The organism is Kibdelosporangium banguiense (assembly GCF_017876405.1).
In the GTDB taxonomy this organism is placed as follows: domain Bacteria; phylum Actinomycetota; class Actinomycetes; order Mycobacteriales; family Pseudonocardiaceae; genus Kibdelosporangium; species Kibdelosporangium banguiense.
Map to the genome: position 1 here is coordinate 7612958 of NZ_JAGINW010000001.1, position 18426 is coordinate 7631383.

16 protein-coding genes are annotated in these 18426 nt (G+C 66.6%); 9 read left to right on the forward strand and 7 right to left on the reverse strand.

What is annotated here, in order from left to right:
* Positions 1–133: 133 nt before the first annotated feature.
* Genes JOF56_RS35115 through JOF56_RS35135 form a run of 5 tightly spaced genes read left to right on the forward strand, consistent with a single transcriptional unit; the run spans position 134 to position 3450 of the window.
* A complete protein-coding gene (locus tag JOF56_RS35115; protein WP_209643741.1) occupies positions 134–784 on the forward strand; it encodes a glycosyltransferase family 2 protein in 651 nt (216 codons plus the stop codon).
* Positions 781–1419 carry a TIGR04282 family arsenosugar biosynthesis glycosyltransferase gene (locus JOF56_RS35120; protein WP_209643742.1) on the forward strand — a complete coding sequence of 213 codons (639 nt, stop codon included), beginning with the start codon at positions 781–783 and terminating at the stop codon, positions 1417–1419. The genes JOF56_RS35115 and JOF56_RS35120 overlap by 4 nt, the downstream gene beginning before the upstream one ends.
* The gene (locus JOF56_RS35125; RefSeq protein ID WP_209643743.1) at positions 1416–2021 is read left to right on the forward strand and encodes a methyltransferase domain-containing protein; all 606 of its coding nucleotides are present in this window, start codon (positions 1416–1418) and stop codon (positions 2019–2021) included. The genes JOF56_RS35120 and JOF56_RS35125 overlap by 4 nt, the downstream gene beginning before the upstream one ends.
* Positions 2018–3073 carry a molybdopterin-dependent oxidoreductase gene (locus JOF56_RS35130; protein WP_209643744.1) on the forward strand — a complete coding sequence of 352 codons (1056 nt, stop codon included), beginning with the start codon at positions 2018–2020 and terminating at the stop codon, positions 3071–3073. Before JOF56_RS35125 ends, JOF56_RS35130 begins: the two co-directional genes overlap by 4 nt.
* Positions 3070–3450, forward strand: coding sequence for a hypothetical protein (locus tag JOF56_RS35135; RefSeq protein WP_209643745.1), 381 nt, complete (start codon positions 3070–3072; stop codon positions 3448–3450). Before JOF56_RS35130 ends, JOF56_RS35135 begins: the two co-directional genes overlap by 4 nt.
* A gap of 38 nt (positions 3451–3488) precedes the next feature.
* Here JOF56_RS35135 and JOF56_RS35140 read toward each other — a convergent pair whose 3' ends face one another.
* From JOF56_RS35140 to JOF56_RS35150, 3 genes are all read right to left on the reverse strand, one after another.
* Positions 3489–5942, reverse strand: coding sequence for a WD40 repeat domain-containing protein (locus tag JOF56_RS35140; RefSeq protein WP_209643746.1), 2454 nt, complete (start codon positions 5940–5942; stop codon positions 3489–3491).
* Positions 5939–6493, reverse strand: a complete 555-nt coding sequence (locus tag JOF56_RS35145) for a helix-turn-helix domain-containing protein (protein ID WP_209643747.1) — start codon at positions 6491–6493, stop codon at positions 5939–5941. The genes JOF56_RS35140 and JOF56_RS35145 overlap by 4 nt, the downstream gene beginning before the upstream one ends.
* Before the next feature lie 88 nt (positions 6494–6581).
* Positions 6582–7457, reverse strand: coding sequence for a helix-turn-helix transcriptional regulator (locus JOF56_RS35150; RefSeq protein ID WP_209643748.1), 876 nt, complete (start codon positions 7455–7457; stop codon positions 6582–6584).
* 123 nt (positions 7458–7580) lie between these two features.
* On the opposite strand from JOF56_RS35150, the gene JOF56_RS35155 reads away from it, so the two are divergent.
* Together JOF56_RS35155 and JOF56_RS35160 are read left to right on the forward strand one after the other, a co-directional pair.
* The gene (locus JOF56_RS35155; RefSeq protein ID WP_209643749.1) at positions 7581–8603 is read left to right on the forward strand and encodes a zinc-dependent alcohol dehydrogenase family protein; all 1023 of its coding nucleotides are present in this window, start codon (positions 7581–7583) and stop codon (positions 8601–8603) included.
* A 73-nt stretch (positions 8604–8676) separates the two neighbouring features.
* Positions 8677–9171, forward strand: coding sequence for a MarR family winged helix-turn-helix transcriptional regulator (locus JOF56_RS35160; protein WP_209643750.1), 495 nt, complete (start codon positions 8677–8679; stop codon positions 9169–9171).
* A 171-nt stretch (positions 9172–9342) separates the two neighbouring features.
* Here the strand turns inward: JOF56_RS35160 and JOF56_RS35165 are convergent, their stop codons facing one another.
* A complete protein-coding gene (locus JOF56_RS35165; protein WP_209648661.1) occupies positions 9343–10518 on the reverse strand; it encodes a serine hydrolase domain-containing protein in 1176 nt (391 codons plus the stop codon).
* Between the two features lie 299 nt (positions 10519–10817).
* Positions 10818–11867, reverse strand: a complete 1050-nt coding sequence (locus tag JOF56_RS35170) for an isoprenoid biosynthesis enzyme family protein (RefSeq protein WP_209643751.1) — start codon at positions 11865–11867, stop codon at positions 10818–10820.
* A gap of 87 nt (positions 11868–11954) precedes the next feature.
* On the opposite strand from JOF56_RS35170, the gene JOF56_RS35175 reads away from it, so the two are divergent.
* On the forward strand, positions 11955–14051 hold the full coding sequence (locus JOF56_RS35175) for an NACHT domain-containing protein (RefSeq protein ID WP_209643752.1): 2097 nt from the start codon (positions 11955–11957) through the stop codon (positions 14049–14051).
* Here the strand turns inward: JOF56_RS35175 and JOF56_RS35180 are convergent.
* Positions 13999–14724: a hypothetical protein gene (locus JOF56_RS35180; protein WP_209643753.1), complete on the reverse strand. Its 726-nt coding sequence runs from the start codon at positions 14722–14724 to the stop codon at positions 13999–14001. The two genes, JOF56_RS35175 and JOF56_RS35180, sit on opposite strands and share 53 nt — an antisense overlap.
* 170 nt (positions 14725–14894) lie before the next feature.
* On the opposite strand from JOF56_RS35180, the gene JOF56_RS35185 reads away from it, so the two are divergent.
* Complete coding sequence (locus JOF56_RS35185) at positions 14895–15878, forward strand: TIGR01777 family oxidoreductase (RefSeq protein WP_209643754.1); 984 nt, start codon at positions 14895–14897, stop codon at positions 15876–15878.
* On the opposite strand, the gene JOF56_RS35190 is transcribed toward JOF56_RS35185, so the two are convergent.
* Complete coding sequence (locus JOF56_RS35190; protein ID WP_209643755.1) at positions 15879–18359, reverse strand: molybdopterin-containing oxidoreductase family protein; 2481 nt, start codon at positions 18357–18359, stop codon at positions 15879–15881.
* Positions 18360–18426 lie beyond the last annotated feature (67 nt).

The following is an 18426-nucleotide window of genomic DNA, read 5'->3' on the forward strand; positions in this document are numbered from 1 at the left end:
CGTAGCGGTGACCGGATGGTGGCGACACCGGGCAACGCCATCCGTCAGAACTTCGTAAGGAGTTCGCGAACGTCATAGATTGGTAAGCGCCACAACGGTTCCACGACCTTCCATGAAGGACTTGAATCCTGGCATGGACATGATCGATGTGGTGCTGCCGTGCCTGGACGAGGCCGCGGCGTTGCCCCTGGTGCTGAATGCGTTGCCGCAGGGATTCAGGGCGATCGTCGTGGACAACGGGTCCGCGGACGGCTCCCCGGAGATCGCCGGGAACCTGGGCGCGAAGGTGATCCACGAACCCCGGAAGGGCTACGGTGCGGCCGTCCACACCGGACTGGAGTATGCGACTTCGGACCTGGTGTGCTTCATGGACGCGGACGCCTCCCTCGATCCTGCCGACCTTCCCAGGCTCGTCGAAGCACTCCACGACGGCGCTGACATGGCCGTGGGCAAGCGCGTCCCGGTCAGGCGCGGCGTGTGGCCATGGCATGCACGGGCAGGCAACGCGGTTCTCGCTGCCCTGATGCGGCGCCGCGGACTGGCCGTCACGGACATCGCACCGATCCGCGCCGCACATCGGGAAAAGCTTCTCGCGCTGGGCATCCAGGACCGTGCCTTCGGCTATCCGCTTGAACTGCTCGTGCGGGCTGCGGAAAACCATTGGCGCGTGACCGAACTCGAGGTCGGTTACCGATCACGGGCGGCGGGCACGAAGTCCAAGGTCTCCGGTTCGGTCAAGGGCACACTGCGCGCGATCCGGGACATGTCAGGGGTGCTGCGATGACGTGCCTGCTCGTCGTGGCCAAGGCGCCAGTGCCAGGCTTGGCCAAGACCCGGCTCTGCCCACCCGCCACCCCGCAGGAGGCCGCGGATATCGCGGCCGCCGCGCTGCTGGACACCCTGGACGCGGTGTTCGCTGTCCCGGGCAGCACTCCTGTCGTGGCCTTCACCGGCGATCTCGTCCAGGCTGCCAGGCGTGACGAACTGGCTGCGGCGCTGGATCGGGCGATGGTCATTCCCCAGCGCGGCGCGACCTTCGGCGAGCGGCTCGCCAATGCCCATGCCGACATCGCCGCGCTTGGCGTGCACGTGCTGCAGATCGGGATGGACACTCCGCAAGTCACCCCTGAGCTGTTGCTCGGTGCCATCGACCGGCTCACGGACCTGGACGCCGTGCTGGGATTCGCTGCCGACGGCGGGTGGTGGGCGCTCGGCCTGCAGAATCCGCGTGAGGCGGCCGTGCTGCGTGATGTCCCGATGTCCCGGCCCGACACCGGTGACCTGACGTTCCAGGCATTCGGCCATCTGCGAATCGGCCACCTGCCCGTCCTGTCCGATGTGGACACGATGGCCGACGCCCGGCACGTCGCCGCGAGGATGACGACCGGCCGGTTCGCGTCGTTGGTGGGTGTCCGGTGAACGGGTTCGATCTCGCTCTGCAGGGCCAGGTGTGCTGGCTGGAACTGGCCACGGGCGAACGCGTGGCACTGTCGGTCGACCGCTGGCAGGCGGCGCCCGGGCCCAGTGACGAGATGATGCTGGCGCACTGCGTCGGCCCGACCCTGGACATCGGATGCGGCCCGGGCAGACTGACGCGTGCGCTGGCCGATCGTGGTGTGCTCGCGCTGGGGATCGACGTGTCCCCGGTCGCGGTCGGCCTGACGCTCTCGCGCGGCGGTATCGCCCTGTGCAGGGACGTGTTCGGCCCGATCCCGGGTACGGGGCGGTGGCACACGGTGCTGCTCGCCGACGGGAACATCGGGATCGGCGGCGACCCCGTCCGGCTGCTGCGCCGGATCGGTGAACTCCTCGCGCCGCATGGCAGCGCCCTGGTCGAGATCGACCCGCCGGGTTCAGGCGTACGCCACAGGCCGGTCCGGCTGAACGGCGACGGGGACTGGTTCCCGTGGGCGTGGCTTGGTGCGGACGCGGTCGCCGATACCGCGCGTGAGGCAGGCATGCGGGCGAAGTGGCTCGCTGAGGACGGCGGCCGCTGGTTCGCCGAACTGGTACCGGCATGAAGTTCACCAGTGCCGCGCATCATGAGAAGGCCACGTCCAGGATCGGCCTGTGGCTGGGGATCGCGTTCCTGACATGTTTCGTGACCGGCCTGATCAGCCATACGATCCAGCACCCGCCGTCCTGGTTCTTCTGGCCGTCCCGGCCGGTGGACCTCTACCGGATCACCCAGGGCGTGCACGTCGTCTCGGGCGTCGCGGCGATCCCGTTGCTGCTGGCCAAACTCTGGTCGGTCTACCCGAAGCTCTTCCAGCGCCCCCTTGTGCGCTCGTTGCCGCACGCCCTGGAACGCGGTTCGATCCTGGTGCTGTCCGGGGCGGCCTTCTTCGAGCTGGTCACCGGTATCTTCAATGTCGCCCAGAACTATCTGTGGAGCTTCTATTTCCCGGACGCGCACTACGCGGTCGCCTGGGTCGCCGTCGGCTCGATCCTGGTGCACATCGCGGTGAAACTGCCGGTCATCCGCCGGGCCCTGCGGCGCGACCCGTTGCCCGATCCCGCCAGGCGCGCGTTCCTGCGGACCACGCTGCTCGCATCCGGAGCCGCCGTCGTGGCCACCGCGGGTGTGACGGTTCCCTTCCTGCGCGACGTTTCCGCGCTGGCCTGGCGATCGGCGACCGGCCTGCCGGTGAACCGGACCGCAGCGGCCGCCGGGGTCACGTTCGATCCGGCGTGGACGTTGGACGTCGCAGGCCGGATGTTCACGCTCGAGCAACTCGCTGCGATGCCGCAGACCACGGCCGACCTGCCGATCGCCTGTGTCGAAGGCTGGAGCCAGTCGGCCGGCTGGACCGGGGTACCCATTGCCGACCTGTTGGCAGCCGCGGGCGTCCAGCCAGGCACAGCGGTGAAAGTCCACTCGATGGAACGAGACGGGCTCTACCGGACCAGCGTGCTTCCCGGTGAACACACAAGCGATCCGTTGACGCTGCTGGCATTGCGGTGTAACGGCGAGGTGCTGAGCATGGATCACGGCTACCCGTGCCGGATCATGGCTCCCAGTCGTCCGGGCGTGTTGCAGACGAAGTGGGTCAACCGCCTGGAGGTGTTGTGAAGACACGGGTTCTGCTCGGCACCGCAGGGCTGGCGATGATGGCCTGGGGTGCGTTGCTGGCGTTCGAGGTGCCGCAGATCTCCGAGTTCGGCGCGTGGTTCGTGGCTGGGCCGATCGTGCATGACCTTCTGCTCGCCCCGCTTGTCGGCGCCGTCGGCTTGGTCGTCAAAGGTCCGGCCAAGGCCGGCGCGGTCGTTTCCGGGGTGCTGGTTCTGATCGCGATTCCCTTGCTGTGGCAGGAGAACGTGCCGGTCAATCCCGGCCTGCACGACCGGGACTACCTGGCTGGGCTGGCGATCAGTCTCGGCGTGGTCTGGCTGCTGGTCGCGGCGGCGATGATCGGAAAACGCCTGCGTGAACTGCCCAGGTTCGATTAGTTCGTATCGCGAATTGAGCGTTAGCCTGACCAGAACAGTCAGGGACAAGGCGGCTGGTAGCCGACGGTGTCCTCGAAGTACTGGGCCCATTCCTGCGGGGAGATGGGTTGGCCGGCCAGGTCGCAGACCTTGTCGGCGACGGTCTGGTAGTCGGTGTCCCACAGTTTGACGGTGCCGTCTGCCACTGTGACGACGGTTCGGTTGTCGGAAGCGAAAGCCGCCGCCGCGGGCCTGGGATGCGACAGAACGGCCTTGGGGGTGGGATGTTGGCGGTCTTCGATGTTCCAGAGCCGGGTGGTGCGGTCACGTCCCGTGGAGATGAGAGTGTTCCCGTCAGGGCTGAAGTTGACGGCATGGACACTGTCGGTGTGGCCGGTGATCGTGGTCGTCGCGGACGGGGACGTGCGGTCGGTTATGTCCCAGAGCCGGATGGTCCAGTCGTAGGAGGTGCTGGCCAGGAACTTGCCGTCCGGGCTGAAGCGCACACCGACGACTGCCTCAGTGTGGTGCGTGTGAAAGGCGATCTGCTGTGGGGATGCAGGGTTCCGCGTGTCCCACAGCCGGACACCGTGGTTGGTGTCGCCGGTGGCCATCAGGTTGCCGTCGGGGCTGAAGTCCACTGCGTTGACGTTCTTGAAGTCGTCGTCCAGGGTCGTGACGGGATGCGGGGTGGTGGGGTCGCTGACGTCCCAGACGATGGCCTTGCCCGAATTGTCCCCGGTGACCAGGACTTTGCCGCCGGGATGGAATGCGACGGCGACGAGATTGTGCACGGGTTGCCGGGCCAACTGGCGTGGTGCGTGTGATGGGTCGAGCTCCCACAGGGTGAATTCTTCGCCATTGTCGACTGTGGCGGCTATCTGACCGGAGTTCGCCGGGCCGAGGAACACGCGGCCTGAGCCGGTGACGATCGTGCGGTGGTCATGACTGGTCGCCCGGACCGCGTCAGGGTTGCGGCGCTGGTCGAGGTAGGCGGCCAGAGGGGCGTGCCACATGTAGAAGTTACCGTCGACACCGCCCGTGGCCAGTACTGTCCCGTCAGGACTGAAGGCCAGGCCGGTGATCTGTTTCCCCAGCTCGATCTTGACCGGTTTCGGGTTGTCCGCATCGCACGGCCAGACCTGATATCCCTGGGCGAACGCACGCGTGCGCCCGTCCGGGCTGGAAACGCTCCGGGGCTTGGAATCAGCGCATTGGCTGGTCTGTTCCGCGGGCAACTCGGCCGGGTGAGCCGGGTCTGTCACGTTCCATCGACGGGTCGTGTAATCCTCGTGGGTGACCACGATCGTGTGCCCGTCGGGAGCGAAGGTCGCGTCGCGTATCGCTTTGTCAGAGCCGTCCAATGTGGCCAACGGCTTAGCGGTGCCCGGGTCGGTGACGTCCCACAGCTGTGCTCCTTTGGCGCTCGCGGTGAACAGCACACGGATGGTGGCTGCAGGACTGAACGCGAGACAGCACACCTCTCCGGTAACAGGCAATGTCCCCAACGGTCTGTGCTGGCGGGGATTGCTTGGGTCCCACAGTTGTGCGACGCCGTCGTTGGTGCCGATGGCCAGCAACTGCCCGTCAGCGCTGAACGCGACGGCGTTCACCCAGTCGCCACCTGACCGGAACCGGCTGACATAAGGGGTTGTGGAGGTAAGCACTGCGCTGCGGGCTTCGAGTGTGTCGGCCGTGTGGTGCGCAGCCACGGCCAGTTGCATTGCCAGCGCTGGATTGGTGGCACGTAGACCGGATGCAAGCGTGCCAACCTTTTGGGACACGGCCATGTCCCGCTGTCGTTGAGCCTGGTCGCTCTGCCACCACGCGACTCCGCCTGCTGCCATCGCAAGGAGAACCAATACACCCAGAAGTGCCACCATGCGTCTCAGTCGGCGGACGCCGCGCTGCTGTTCGCGTCGGCTCGCGGCGAGGAACTCACGTTCCATCGGGGTGAGGTCCCCGGCGTGGTCGTCGGCCCACGCGGCGGACATGGCCAGCGCGGCACCGTGATACAGCAGATCCTGGCGTTGGCCCTGGTGCTGCCAGACGTCCGCGGCCTCGGTCATGCGTTGGTGCACGTGCAGACCGGTACGGTCGGCCTCGATCCAGTCACGCAGTCTCGGCCATGCGCTGAGCAACGCCTCGTGGGTGATCTCGACCGTGCCAGTGTCCACTGTGAGCAGTCGAGCCCCGACGAACGCGCCGACGACATTGTCGAGATCCTCGTCCGGCACAAGCCGCCGAAGCTGATCCATCGTGCCGCGCCGGCGGGTCTGCCCGGCGTCCTGGCCCACTTGCACCAGGCGCAGCAGAACCTTGCGGGCGACATTCTGCCCGGCCGGATCCAGCCGGGCGAAGGCACGTTCGGCGGTCGTGGCGATCGCTGAACGGATACCACCGGTGAGCTGGTATCCATCCACGGTCAGCAGCCGGTCCTCGCGGTGCTGCCAGGTGGTCAGCAGTGCGTGCGCGAGCAGCGGGAGCGCTCCGGGTTCGTAGGGCGCGGTCATGTCGGGCGTGATTCCCAAGTCGCGCAACAACAGTTCGACACGCCACGCGCCAGCGCGGGCACCAACCCGGCCCGCAACAGCGACGACTTCCCTGCACCTGACGGCGCCACCACGGCTACAGGTCCGCCATCGTGCAGCCGCTGCGTCAGGACATCCGTCAGCGCCACGACGGCCCGCTCACGCCCGAAGAACCAGCTGGCGTCCTCCGGTCCGAACGCCGCCAGTCCCGGATACGGGCACTGGTCTGTGTCCGACGGCAACACCTGCTCCGGAATCGCCACATCTGGCCTGTCCGGCGGCGCGGGCACCAGGGCCGACAGCTGACCGCCTGCGTCCAGTACCTCGTCACAACGCCTGGCCAGATCCAGCGTGACCCGTTTGTCCCCGTTCTCGATCTTGCTCAGGTACCCCTTGCTGTAGTGCACCAGGCGTGCCAGCCCGGCCAGCGAGAGCTCCCGCTTGGCACGCCAGCGCCGCAACTCACCGCCGAATGTCCCGAATGGACCAGGTGAAACGTCCGGATCAGCCGTTTCCCGCTGTTGTCTGTCCATCAGGAGACAGTCACTCCTCGACACTCGATGTAACACCTTGTGTTCGGAAACTACGCCAAGTCACCGAGGTGTGCACCAGGAGCAGAGGTCAGTCGGGCGACGGCTGTTCCTCCTGCGAGGCGGCCCAGGACGAGAGCAGGCGCAACGCCTCCTCGGACGGCGAACCGGGTTCGGCGGCGTAGATGGTGAGGGTCAGGCCTGGTTCCGCGGCCATCTCCAGGCCTTCGTAGGCGAGTGTCATGCGCCCGACGACGGGGTGGTGGAAGGTTTTCGAGCCGGTGCCGTGCTGGCGGACGTTGTGGGCACCCCAGCGGGTCCGGAACTCGTCGCTGCGGGTCGACAGTTCGCCGATCAGGTCGTGCAATCCCTTGTCGTGCGGGTAGCGGCCCGCTTCGGTGCGCAGAATGGCCACGCAGATGTCGGCGAATCGGTCCCAGTCCGGATAGAACCGGTACGAGGCGGAGTCGAGGAACTGGAACCGGGCAAGGTTCGTCGGCCGCTGCGGGTTGGCGTAGGCGTCCGCGTAGAACGCCCGGGCAAGCCGGTTCGCCGCCAGCACGTCCATCCGGCCGTTGCGGACGAACGCGGGCCCTTCGGTGATCGCGTCGAGAGTCCACTGCAGACTCTGGTGCGGGACCCATTGCTTGACCCTCGACCGTTTGGGGCGCACGATCGCGCTCGTGCCGTCGGCGGCATGGGCCAGATCGAACAGGTGTGCCCGCTCTGCCTCATCGAGCTGCAACGCACGCGCCACAGCGTCCAGCACACCGGCCGAGACCCCGGCGAGGGTGCCTCGCTCCAGTTTCGAGTAGTACTCGATGCTCACGTCGGCCAGCGCGGCGACCTCGCTGCGGCGTAGTCCCGGCACCCGGCGGTTGCTCCCGGCGGGCAGGCCGGCCTGGTCCGGGCTGATCTTGGCTCGCCGCGAGACGAGGAACTCGCGGACCTCCTTGCGATTGTCCACACTGTCACGGTAAGGCCTCCGGCCCTGACGAGGGGTGCACTGCCGGTACACCTTTCAGCAGGGTCTCCCTGATCCCGGCCGGTACGGAGTTGGCTGGGACATGTACTCGAAGGGAGAACAATCATGCGCGGCGCTGTGCTGCACGCACCCGGCGATGTCCGGGTAGAGGAACGCGAAGACCCCAAGATCGTCGCGCCCACCGACGCGGTCATCCGTCTGTCGGCGACCTGTGTCTGTGGATCGGACCTGTGGCCCTACCGCGGGATCGAGGCGGTGGACGGCCCGTCCCCGATGGGCCACGAGTACGTCGGCGTCGTCGAGGCGGTCGGCGGCGAGGTGACGTCGGTCAAGCCAGGCCAGTTCGTGATCGGCTCGTTTTTCGCCTCGGACAACACCTGTGAGATCTGCCAGGCCGGCTACCAGTCCTCCTGCGTCCGTCGGGAGCCGATGGGCGCGCTGGGCGCCCAGGCCGAGCTGCTGCGCGTGCCGCTGGCCGACGGCACGCTCGTGGCCACTCCGGACATGCCGTCTGCCGACCTGATCCCCAGCTTCCTGGCAGCCTCCGACGTGCTCGGGACCGGCTGGTTCGGTGCCGTCGCCGCTCAAGCCGGACCGGGCAAGACGGTGGCGGTCGTCGGCGACGGTGCTGTTGGTCTGCTCGGAGTCCTGGCTGCCAAGCAACTTGGCGCGGAACGGATCATCGCCATGAGCCGCCACGCGTCGCGCCAGAAACTCGCCCTGGAGTATGGCGCGACGGACATCGTCACAGAGCGTGGTGACGAGGGCGTGGCGAAGATCAAGGAGCTGACGGGCGGTCTGGGCGCGCACTCGGTCATCGAGGCGGTCGGCACCCAGGAGTCGATGCTGCAGGCCATCCACTCCACCCGCCCCGGCGGGCACGTCGGCTACGTCGGCGTCGGCCATGACGTGACGCTGGACGGCCTGGAGCTGTTCTTCTCCCACGTACACCTGCACGGCGGCCCGGCTCCGGTGCGTCAGTACCTGCCGCGGCTCATCGACCTGATCTTCAACCAGGAGATCGACCCCGGCAAGGTCTTCGACCTCGAACTCCCGCTCAGCCAGGCGGCCGAGGCGTACCGGGCGATGGACGAGCGCCGCGCGATCAAGGCCCTGCTGACTGTGTGATTGCCCGACTCCTGATCAACGGCGGGGTGTCCCGCAATGGGACACTGCCGTCAGGTCTGTGGAAGGTGGGCAGGTGGCGGAGAATCCCGAGGTCACGACGGCGTCGCAGGCGGCCGACGACCCGCGGGTGCTGGCCTTCGGGCGCCTGCAGGGCGCGGCCAGCCGGCTGGAGTACATCCTCGGCCGGGCGATCGAGGAGGAGTTCGGGCTCACCCACCTGATGTTCGAGGTGCTGCTGATCGTCAGCCGGGCCGGGCGCGACGGCATCGGCATGCGGGCCGTCGCCCAGGAACAGGTGCTCACCACCGGGGGAGCGACCCGCCTGGTCGACCGCATGGAGGCGATGGACCTGGTGAAGCGCACGCCCGACCCCGACGACCGCCGGGCCCAGATCGTGCGCCTGACTGCCAAAGGTGAACGGACCACGGTCAGGATCGCCCGTTTCCACGTGAAGAACATCCAGCACTACTTTTCGGACTCGTTGCCCGCGTCGCATCGCAAGCGGTTCACCGACGATCTCCGCACGCTGAGCCACGCCGCCAGGGACGCGCTGCCCCGCCTGCGATGACCTGGGTCACACCCGAAATACCTGACGGGTCAGATACCGTTCTGTCAGACATCGGCCGCCTGACAGCAACAAGGAGATATGCCCTCGCCGGGCGGGCAAACCTCCCTCAGATGAGTACGGAAGAGCCGGGTGGTCCAGTTCGTGCTGTCAGAAGGGCGTTCGGCTTCTGGGTCAGGGTGCTTGGTTGGGCCGGCTGTTGCAGAGCACCTTGTTGATCAGGGTCTGGTTCGCTTGGTTGTATGGCTGAGTCAGGTCGGTTTCGGAGTCTCCGTAGGTCAGTGACAGCTCGAAGGTCCTGGTGCCGTCGGGTGTGCTGCCCATCAGGGTGCCGTAGCCGTGGAAGCCGCCCAGGCCTTGGTAGACGGTGCCGCAGTTCGGTCCCGCGTCCTGCACCCACAGCCCGAGGCCGTAGCCGCCCTTGGGGTGCGGCTTGCGCATCTCGGCCAGCAACTGGGCCGGCAGGAGCTTGCCGCGGTTCAGCGCGGTGAAGAATGTGTGGAGGTCCTTGGTGGTCGAGATCATCTCGCCGGCGCTGGATGCCCAGGAGGGGTTCTGGCGGGTGATGTCGACCACCTTCCACTCTCCGGCTTCCTGGTATCGGTAGTAGCCGTGGGCGTGCGGCCTGGGGATCTCCGGCCATGTGCCCGGGACCATGGTGTCCTGTAGCCCGAGCGGTCGCAGGATCCGCCGCTGGAGTGCGTCGCCGTAGGGGCGGCCGGTGATCTTCTCGATCAGCAGTCCGGCCAGCATGTAGTTGATGTTGGCGTAGCTCCAGTCTGTTCCCGGTGCGAACAGCGGTTGCCTGGACAAGCTGAACCGCACCAGTTCATCCGGCCGGTAGGTGTGGAACCGGTTGTCCACGAACTCCTGGCCTCCCAAGGGGATTCCCGGCACGAATGTCCCGTCGGGCAGCACCGCGCCGGTGTAGTCGAACAACCCGCTGGTGTGCTGCAACAGCATCCGCACCGTGATCCGCCGGTCCAGCCCGTACTCGGGCAGGTAGTCCGCCACCGGTGCGTCCAGGCCCACGCTGCCCTCGGCGACCAGTTGCAGCACCACGGTCGCGACGAAGGTCTTGGTGTTGCTGCCGATCCGGAACCGGCCGTTTGTCGGCGGCTTCGCGGCCTCGCCCAGCTTGCGTACCCCGGCGCTGCCGACCCACTCGCCACGCTGATCGTGCACCCGCAACTGCGCCCCGGCGAAACCGGAGTCGACGATCGCCTGGACCGTCGCCTGCAGGTCCGGACGATCCTGCCCGGACGCGTTCGCAACCCCGGGTAAGGTCACGCCGGCCAGCAGCGCCACCGCCACCGTCGTGCCCCCTGCTCGCCGTAGGAACCGCGGCACCCGGACCGTGTTGTTGTCCTGGCGGGCGCCGGCGGTGGTCAACGTGGTGATGATCGGCTCTGGCGTGGCGAAAGCAGGCACTTCAATCTCCTGTTGGTGTGGGCGTTTGTTGTTGCGACCACAGTCGCCGACCGATCAGACATACGGCTGTCACGGCTCAGACACCGGCCATCCCTGGAGGGCGGGTCGGTGTCAGGGCCTTGTCCTGTGGACGTGTTCGAAGGGCGCCCACTGCGCTGTGGTGAGAGCACGCTCGATGAGCGGGATCGCCGCGCGCTCGGCCAGACCGTGCGCCGCCGTCAGTGGCCGCGGGTGGCAGGCCGGTTCTTGAGCAGGCCAGGGCTGGATTTCTGGTTCGTCGCGTTGTCCGGAGTGGATGGGCTTGGTTGTCCTGGGCGGCTGACGGCGTTGTCGCCGGGGCGGATGACGAGGTCCCATGTGGAGCGTGGGTGGACGGTCGGCTCGATTTGGGGCCATTGGCGGCGTAGGAAGCACATCCAGAGCGTCACGTAGCAGATGCCGAGGAATTCGCGGGTGTTGCGGCGACCGTAGTAGGCGACCAGTCTGTGTTGAGCGGCGCGCAGTCTGCGGCAGACGTCGGGCAGTGCCAGGCGCCCTTCGGTGGCCAGGGTGCGTGTGTTGTGCAGCCGGTCCTCGTCTATGTCCATGTAGTCGTCGAGCAGTTGGAGTGCCTCGCCGATTTCCAGGATCAGGTCTCGTTCGCGTTGGTGCAGACCGGCTCTCATCAGGGCGAAGACCGCCAGGGTGCCGTGGCCGCCCTTGCCTCGGGTCACCTCGGCGAGGGTGAGATCGGTGGTCTGGGGGTCGCGCTGGCAGCGGGCCTGGATCTGGTAGCGGTGCATGGTGCTGACCGCCGTGTAGATCGGGTCGTCGCGGTCGCGGCCGAGCCTGCGGTCGATCTCCTCGTACAGCCGGTGCAGCAGGCGTTCAGGGTCGGAGGCTGGGATGAACATGTTGCGGTCGAACAGGTCCATCAATCGCTGGGGCAGATCCTCGTCGTCGGTCTCGTCGAACAGGTCGTCGTACAAACGGGTGAACGAAAGGCCGAGCACTGCTATGTCACTGGCGAAAGGGACGCCTGTCATCCGGGCGTATCCGGCTATGACAAAGGATGTTTTCGTCGAGTAGGAAAGCAGTGATTGCGCCACTCGGGTACGTTCTTGCGGATTGTTGATTGTTTCATTGACAATCGGCTGGACTGTGTGCTCGAAGGCGTGGATGAAGCCGGTTGCTTTTCGGTTCGCCCCGGTCACGATCCGGGGCACCGCGCCGGCCAGCCGTATCGTTCGGAGTAACGAGCGCAGCTCAGCCCAAACACGATCGTCCAACGGGATTCTCCAATCCGGGGCCGAACAGTCGGTCGGCGACCGGCTTTTCAGCATAGACGCCTCACCCTGCGCTGTTTACAGTTAGCTGTGCCGTCCAGAGCAGTGGTGTTGCGCTATCTCGTCGCGTTGGCCGCCGTTGGCGCCGTCGTGTTGGTCTGGGTCCGCTATGGCGACGTGAAAGTCACCATCCTGGTGGGGATCCTGGGACTGCTGGTCTCGGCATTCCGGTTCCTGCCGTCCGCGCCGCGCAACTGGCTGGTCGAGCCGCGACCGAGCCAGCCGGACCAAGTGGACAAAGCCGCGGAGGCGCTCGCCCGGTCGGTGCGGGTGCAGTGGACACTCGAGCGGCAGCGCAGGCGCCTGGAAGACGCGCATTCGATGTCGATCCGCTGGACGGTCGAGGAGCGGTACTCCCGTGGGTCGGTGCGGGCCGGTGTGCCGGTCGCCGGTGACCTCGCGAGCGTGATCGACGATTTCGTGGCCAAGCCGCGCGGTCTGGTCGTGATCGGGGATCCCGGATCGGGCAAAACCGGCCTGTGCGTCCTGCTCACTCTGGAGCTGCTGGCCACCAGCCTTCCGCAGCGCCGGGTGCCGGTGCTGCTGCAAGTGTCCTCGTGGGACCCGCAGGAGCATTTCAGCGCCTGGATCGCCCGGCGGCTGGTCGAGGACTACCCGTGGTTGGCCGGGCAGTCCACCTATGGCGCGACCGCCTGTGCGGAACTTGTTTCCCAGCAACGGCTTCTGCCGATCCTGGATGGACTGGACGAGATGCCGGAGGCGCGGCGCTCGGCGGCGTTGGAGGCGCTGCAGCGGGATATCGACGGTCAGCCTTTCGTACTGACCTGTCGTACCAACGAGTTCGCCATGGCCCAGAGCGATCGCCTGCTGCGCAACGCGCTGGTCGTGCGTCTGCTTCCGCTGGAGAGTTCGGCTGCTGCCGAGTACCTGCTCGACGGGCTCCCCGAGGCCGGGCTGGAACGGTGGGACCCTGTGCTCACGCGGATCACCGATGAGCCCGACAGCCCGGTCGGTATCGCGTTGACCAAACCACTCAATCTCTTCCTGACCCAGACGGTCTATCAGCATTCCGCTGCCGATCCGGCGGAATTGCTCGACGAAAGCCGGTTTCCCACTCCGGACGATATCGAAAAACGCCTGCTTGACGCATTTTTCCAGATCGCTTTCGATATGCGGCCGCCTGCTGCCGGATCTCAGGCGCTGGCGCCCATGGCCCGCTGGGACGCGGCACGTTCCGAACGGACTCTGGTATTCCTCGCCCGTGCGCTCAGTGGGCGCAACACTCGTGATCTGGCCTGGTGGGAACTGTCCACATTGGTGCCGAAATGGTTCTTCTTCGCTTTGCGCGGACCGATCGGCGTAGTGGTGACCGGAGCGTTGTGCGCTGTTCTTTTCGGTCTGTTCGGCCAGGTCTGGTTCGGTCTTTTCTTCGGCATGGCCACCGGATTGGCGGTCGCGCTGGCGTTGCAGTTCACGCCCGCCGAACGACCAAGGCGGATCGCTGTCTGGAATACCGGCGGACGGCGTTACGCATTCCGTGCACTGATCGCCGATCTGGAATTCGTGGTGATCGGCGGACTGGGTGGCGGCGCGGTCGCGGGACTGCTGTACGGACCGCTTTACGGGACCTTCGCCGGGCTGGTGCTCGGCGTGGCCTTCGCGATGGTGCGCAGATTCGTCGAACCGACCGAGCCTCAGGAGTCGGTCAGCCCGAACGGTTTGCTGGTCAGCGATCGGGCGGCGGTCGTCTACGCCACTCTCACCGGATTGGTCACGGGCGTGCTCGTCGGCGGCACCCTCGGTGGCTTCGTCGGCGGACGTGCCATGGGTTTGGTGATCGACATTGGCGGCCCGTTCCAGGAGGGGCTGCTCGGCGCGGCGGTCGGCGGCGTGCTGTGTGCGGCGGTGCTCGGCATGATGATGCAGTCGAACAGCGCGTCGGGTCTGTTCGTCACGACTCGGCTCTGGTTCGCTGTGCGCCGTCACACGCCGTTGCGCCTGATGAGCTTCCTGCGCGACGCGCATCAGGCCGGCATCCTGCGGCAAGTAGGCGCGTACTACCAGTTCCGGCACGCGAGCCTGCAGGACCGCTTGGCGACGCGGGACGACACGCCTAGGTCTCTGCCGACACCGGCGTCAGATCCTGGGCTGGTTCCGCCACGATGAGGCTGGGCTGCCCGAGCACCCAGTAGGTCACCGGCCGTTCGGTCGCCGGCTGGACCAGGTACCGCCCGTCCGGGAACCACACTCGTGGGGTGATCTCGGCGCCGCGCCGGCCGACCATCGGGATCGAGGCCAGTTCACTGCGGACGCGTTCGACGCCCATCTTGGCGGCGTCCTCGGTCGGATAGCTGAACTCCACGGTCACCGGGACGTTCACTCCGTCGGCGACAGCCCGTGACCGGAGTTCGAACAGTTTGGCGACCTCCGACGGCTGCGCCAGGTCGTAGACCCGGCGTTTCGTGCGACGACCGTGTTCGGTGTCCTCCGGCTCATTGGTCATGAATCGCAGCACCTCGAACTGCCGGCCCTGCAGCACCTCGGACTGCGCCGCCAGCCAGGCGGGCTCGAAACTGGCCTGCCGCCGCCTCGACATCGCCAGAAGCACCGCGCTCACCAGCGCATACGCCACAACCGCAGCCACGAACGCAACGACATAGGGCCATGCTGATCCACCCAGGAACTCGCCGACCAGCACGCCTGCCGCAGCCCATATCGCAGCGAGCCGAATCCGTCGGCCCACCATCGCGTACCGGGGCGTCCCCATGCTGCTGGGCGCGTACGGAATCGGCAGGTCAGGACGCGAAAGCTGGGCGGGATACAAAGCATCCACACGCATCACCTCACGCTAGCCCCTGGGCGGACGGCTGGCCTCCAGGTTAGGGACCCGAACCGGAACGGGGAAGGTGACCCGCGCTGAACAGTTGACACACCCCGGCCTTGAGCGATTGCTCAAGACGGGGGTAGGGTGTGTTTGAGCGATTGCTCAAGTGGGTGGACGGGGGTTCGATGAAGATCTTGATGCCGGGCGGTACCGGGCATATCGGTCGGTTCCTGAGCCGCGCGTTGGCGGACGGTGGCCATGACGTCGTGGTGTTGAGCCGGCAGGGCGGTTTTGAGCTGTGGCCCGGTGTTCGCGTCGTTCGTTGGGACGGGCGCACGGTAGGGGACTGGGGCGCTGAGTTGGACGGGTGCGACGCGGTGATCAATCTGGCCGGTCGTAGCGTCAACTGCCGTTACACCGACGCGAATCTGCAGGAGATGATGGACTCGCGTGTGGACTCAGCCCGTGCCGTGGGCGAGGCGATCCGGCGCGCGAGTGCACCGCCACGCGTGTGGTTGCAGATGAGCACTGCCACGATCTACGCACACCGCATGGACGCCCCCAACGACGAGGCGACCGGCATCATCGGCGGCAACGAAACCGATGTACCCGGCTACTGGGCTGTCAGCGTGGACATTGCCAAGACGTGGGAACAAGCGCAGCAGGAGGCCGTCACTCCGCACACGCGCAAGGTCGCGCTCAGGACATCCATCGTGATGAGTCCTGACCACGGCGGCGCTTTCGACATGTTGCACCGTATGGTCCGGCTCGGTCTCGGTGGCCCGGTCGCCGGCGGCGCCCAGTTCGTCTCCTGGATCCACGACCAGGACATGGTTCGCGCGATCGAGTTCCTGCTGGACCATGAAGACCTGGCCGGCCCGGTCAACCTCGCCGCCCCGAACCCCCTGCCACACCGCGACTTCATGCGCGCGATCCGTGCCGCTCGTGGCATCCCTTTAGGTCTGCCGGCCACCAAGTGGATGGCAGAACTCGGTGCCTTCGTTCTGCGCTCCGACACCGAACTCCTGCTCAAGAGCCGACGGGTCACTCCCGGACGCCTGCTCGACGCCGGCTTCACCTTCCACTTCCCACACTGGCCGCCCGCAGCCGATGACCTGGTTCACCGCAGCAGATACCAGAGTGCGGCGGGAACCCTGAGCCGCAATTGATCACTCGTGCGCGGGTTTGACCCGGCAGGCGAAACACTTGTAGGCCTGCTGTCCTGAGAGGTTGTCGTAGAGGTGGTCGTCGATGAGGGTGTTGACGGCGTCGTAGCGGGGGTTGCCGAAGATGTCGCCGACCTGCTGAGCTGGGCCGAAGGTGTTGGGGACGTAGATGGTGTCGGGCCGGATGTGGGGTTCCAGGAGTGCGGTGGCGGTGACTGAGCCGCGTGGGGTTTCGATGACAACTGTGTCGTTGTTGGAGATTCGGTGGCGGGCGGCGGTGTCGGGGTGGATCTGCACGAGGCGGATTCCGTTGAGTTGTTCGCCGGTGAAAGTCCAGTGCGTGACGGTGGCGAAATGGGCGACGCTTGGGCGGCCGGTCATGCCCATCAGGGGATATCGGCGGTGAATGTCGTCGTTGCCGGGGACGCCTATGTGCACGGGATGGGTGAGGGCGTGCGGGTTGACCGGGTTGGCGACGAATCCGTCCTGGTAGGCGATGGTGGGGTGGGCTCCGGTGACCTCGGGATGGGTGAAGAAAACAGGGAGTGCCTGATGACCGCTGGGGGCGAGCGTCGCCTCAAGTTGCGGGGTGTAGATCTCGACTTTGCCGCTTGGGGTGAGGAACCGTTTGCCGCGGTTGGCGGGGTTGAGTGCCTCCGCTGCTTGGTACCAGGTGGGATGGTCGAGGTAGAGCGTGCTCACGCCGGGATGGCTGACAGTGGGGCAGGGCCATTGCAGCGGTTCGGTGCGGGCGCGTAGCCGTGCGACGGTCATGCCGCCCATGCCTGGAGTGTTGGCGACGAAGGTGTTCCACAGATTGTGGTGGTCGCGCCAGGCGGGTGGGAACGCGTCGGTCCAGTGACGGGCGGGGCGTTTGGTGTCGCGACGGGCGATGGCGTGGGCGAGGTCGATCCAGATCTGTGGATCTGTGCGGGATTGGCCCACGGGTGGCAACGCCGCGTCCTGCCAGCGGATGGCGCGGTCGTCGCGTCGCATGTAGACGCCTTCGAACTCCAGGCCGCTGACCACAGGCAGGATCACGTCGGCGTAGTACGCGGCCTCTTCCATGAACAGTCCTGTGTAGACATAAAATTCCAGTGCCGCGTAAGCCTTTTTCACCTTGTTCGTGTTCGCGGAGCTGATCAGCGGGTTGCCTTCGGTGATCACCGCGCGCAGCCGGTAGGGCTTGCCGGTGAGAATGGCGTCGGCGAAAGCATCCGGCCCGACCGGCAGTGCCATGTCCTGGGGCGGGGTGGGCACAGTTAACGGAGGCAGGTCCAGGCCGCCAGGCCACGTGTTGTGCATGAAGTTGCATCCGCCGCCGGGCACCCCGATATTGCCCGTGATGGCGGCGAGCATGGCGATGGCGCGGTAGGTGTCGAAGGCGCCGAGTTGGTGGGAGATACCGGCGTTGCAGAAGATCGCCGCCGGCCGGGTGGTGGCGTAGTCCGCGGCGATACGCCGGATGGTGCGGGCGGGCACGTCGGTAACGCTGGCAGCCCAGTCGGCTGTGTAGCCGCGCGCAATGATGTGGTCGCGTAACTCGTTGAATCCGAGAACCCATTGGTCGACAAACCGGCGGTCGTACCGGCCGGTCGTGATCACTTCGTGCAGAATGCCCAGCACGAGCGCGAAATCAGTGTGCGGTTTGGGCGCCACCCACTCGTCAGCGAGCACGGCGGTCGGGGTGCGCCGAGGGTCGACGACGATCAGCTTGGCGTGGCCGCGCAGCAGGTGGGCGAAGGTGACCGGGTGAGTTTCGGCCTGATTCGTCCCCAGCATGAGAATGTAACGAGCGGAAGCAAGATCTTGCTTGCCGGTGGCCTCGTCCACACCATAGCCATTGGTGAAGTTGCCCAGCCCGAACGTGGCGGCGAGCGCGTTCCCGCCAGCGTCGTTACACACCGGGCCGACATCGGTGTCGTTAGGGCTGCCCAGCAACGTGAACAGGCGGTGCACAAGCGATCCAGTGCCGCGCGGCAGCCGTCCGGTGGTGCGGTTGGCGATGGCCCGTGCTTCGCCCTGGTCCCGTAGCGCGAGGAACTTGTCCGCGATCAGCTCGAGTGCCTTGTCCCAGCTGACCGGCTCGAACCGCGAGTTCGGGTCCCCCTTCGCACCGGCCACCCGCCGCAGCGGAGTGGTCAGCCGCAAAGGGTTGTAGGCCAGTTGCGCCATCATCGGCCCCTTGACGCAGGGATTGCCGTCCTGGACCGGATCGTCAGGCTCGCCAAGGATGCTGATGACCCGCCCAGCCTTCATACCGATCGTCAACCGGCAAGCGCTGTTACAGAACTGGCACGCACCATGAACAATCTTGTCCGGCGCAAGCGCAGCCGACCCGTCAGTGAAGTCCTCGGCCGCCGGAGCGCCGAACCCACCCGTGCTGGCCTGCGCAGAGTAAGGAACCAGAGCCGGCAGAACAACCCCGCCCGCAAGCAGGGACCGCCGGGAAACACCGGCGGTCTCGCCGTCCTTTGTGGACATACGCACTGCTCCCGCAGGAGAAGAAAGCCAAATGCCTACGGGTAACGTAATCCGCGGCGGCACGGTT

Bases quoted from the DNA above. Each gene is read 5' to 3' on its own strand.
- JOF56_RS35180 (WP_209643753.1), bottom strand. From the start codon at position 14,724: ATGCGTGTGGATGCTTTGTATCCCGCCCAGCTTTCGCGTCCTGACCTG.
- JOF56_RS35140 (WP_209643746.1), bottom strand. From the start codon at position 5,942: ATGACCGCGCCCTACGAACCCGGAGCGCTCCCGCTGCTCGCGCACGCA.
- JOF56_RS35115 (WP_209643741.1), top strand. From the start codon at position 134: ATGGACATGATCGATGTGGTGCTGCCGTGCCTGGACGAGGCCGCGGCG.
- JOF56_RS35130 (WP_209643744.1), top strand. From the start codon at position 2,018: ATGAAGTTCACCAGTGCCGCGCATCATGAGAAGGCCACGTCCAGGATC.
- JOF56_RS35120 (WP_209643742.1), top strand. From the start codon at position 781: ATGACGTGCCTGCTCGTCGTGGCCAAGGCGCCAGTGCCAGGCTTGGCC.
- JOF56_RS35145 (WP_209643747.1), bottom strand. From the start codon at position 6,493: ATGGACAGACAACAGCGGGAAACGGCTGATCCGGACGTTTCACCTGGT.
- JOF56_RS35155 (WP_209643749.1), top strand. From the start codon at position 7,581: ATGCGCGGCGCTGTGCTGCACGCACCCGGCGATGTCCGGGTAGAGGAA.
- JOF56_RS35190 (WP_209643755.1), bottom strand. From the start codon at position 18,359: ATGTCCACAAAGGACGGCGAGACCGCCGGTGTTTCCCGGCGGTCCCTG.
- JOF56_RS35185 (WP_209643754.1), top strand. From the start codon at position 14,895: ATGAAGATCTTGATGCCGGGCGGTACCGGGCATATCGGTCGGTTCCTG.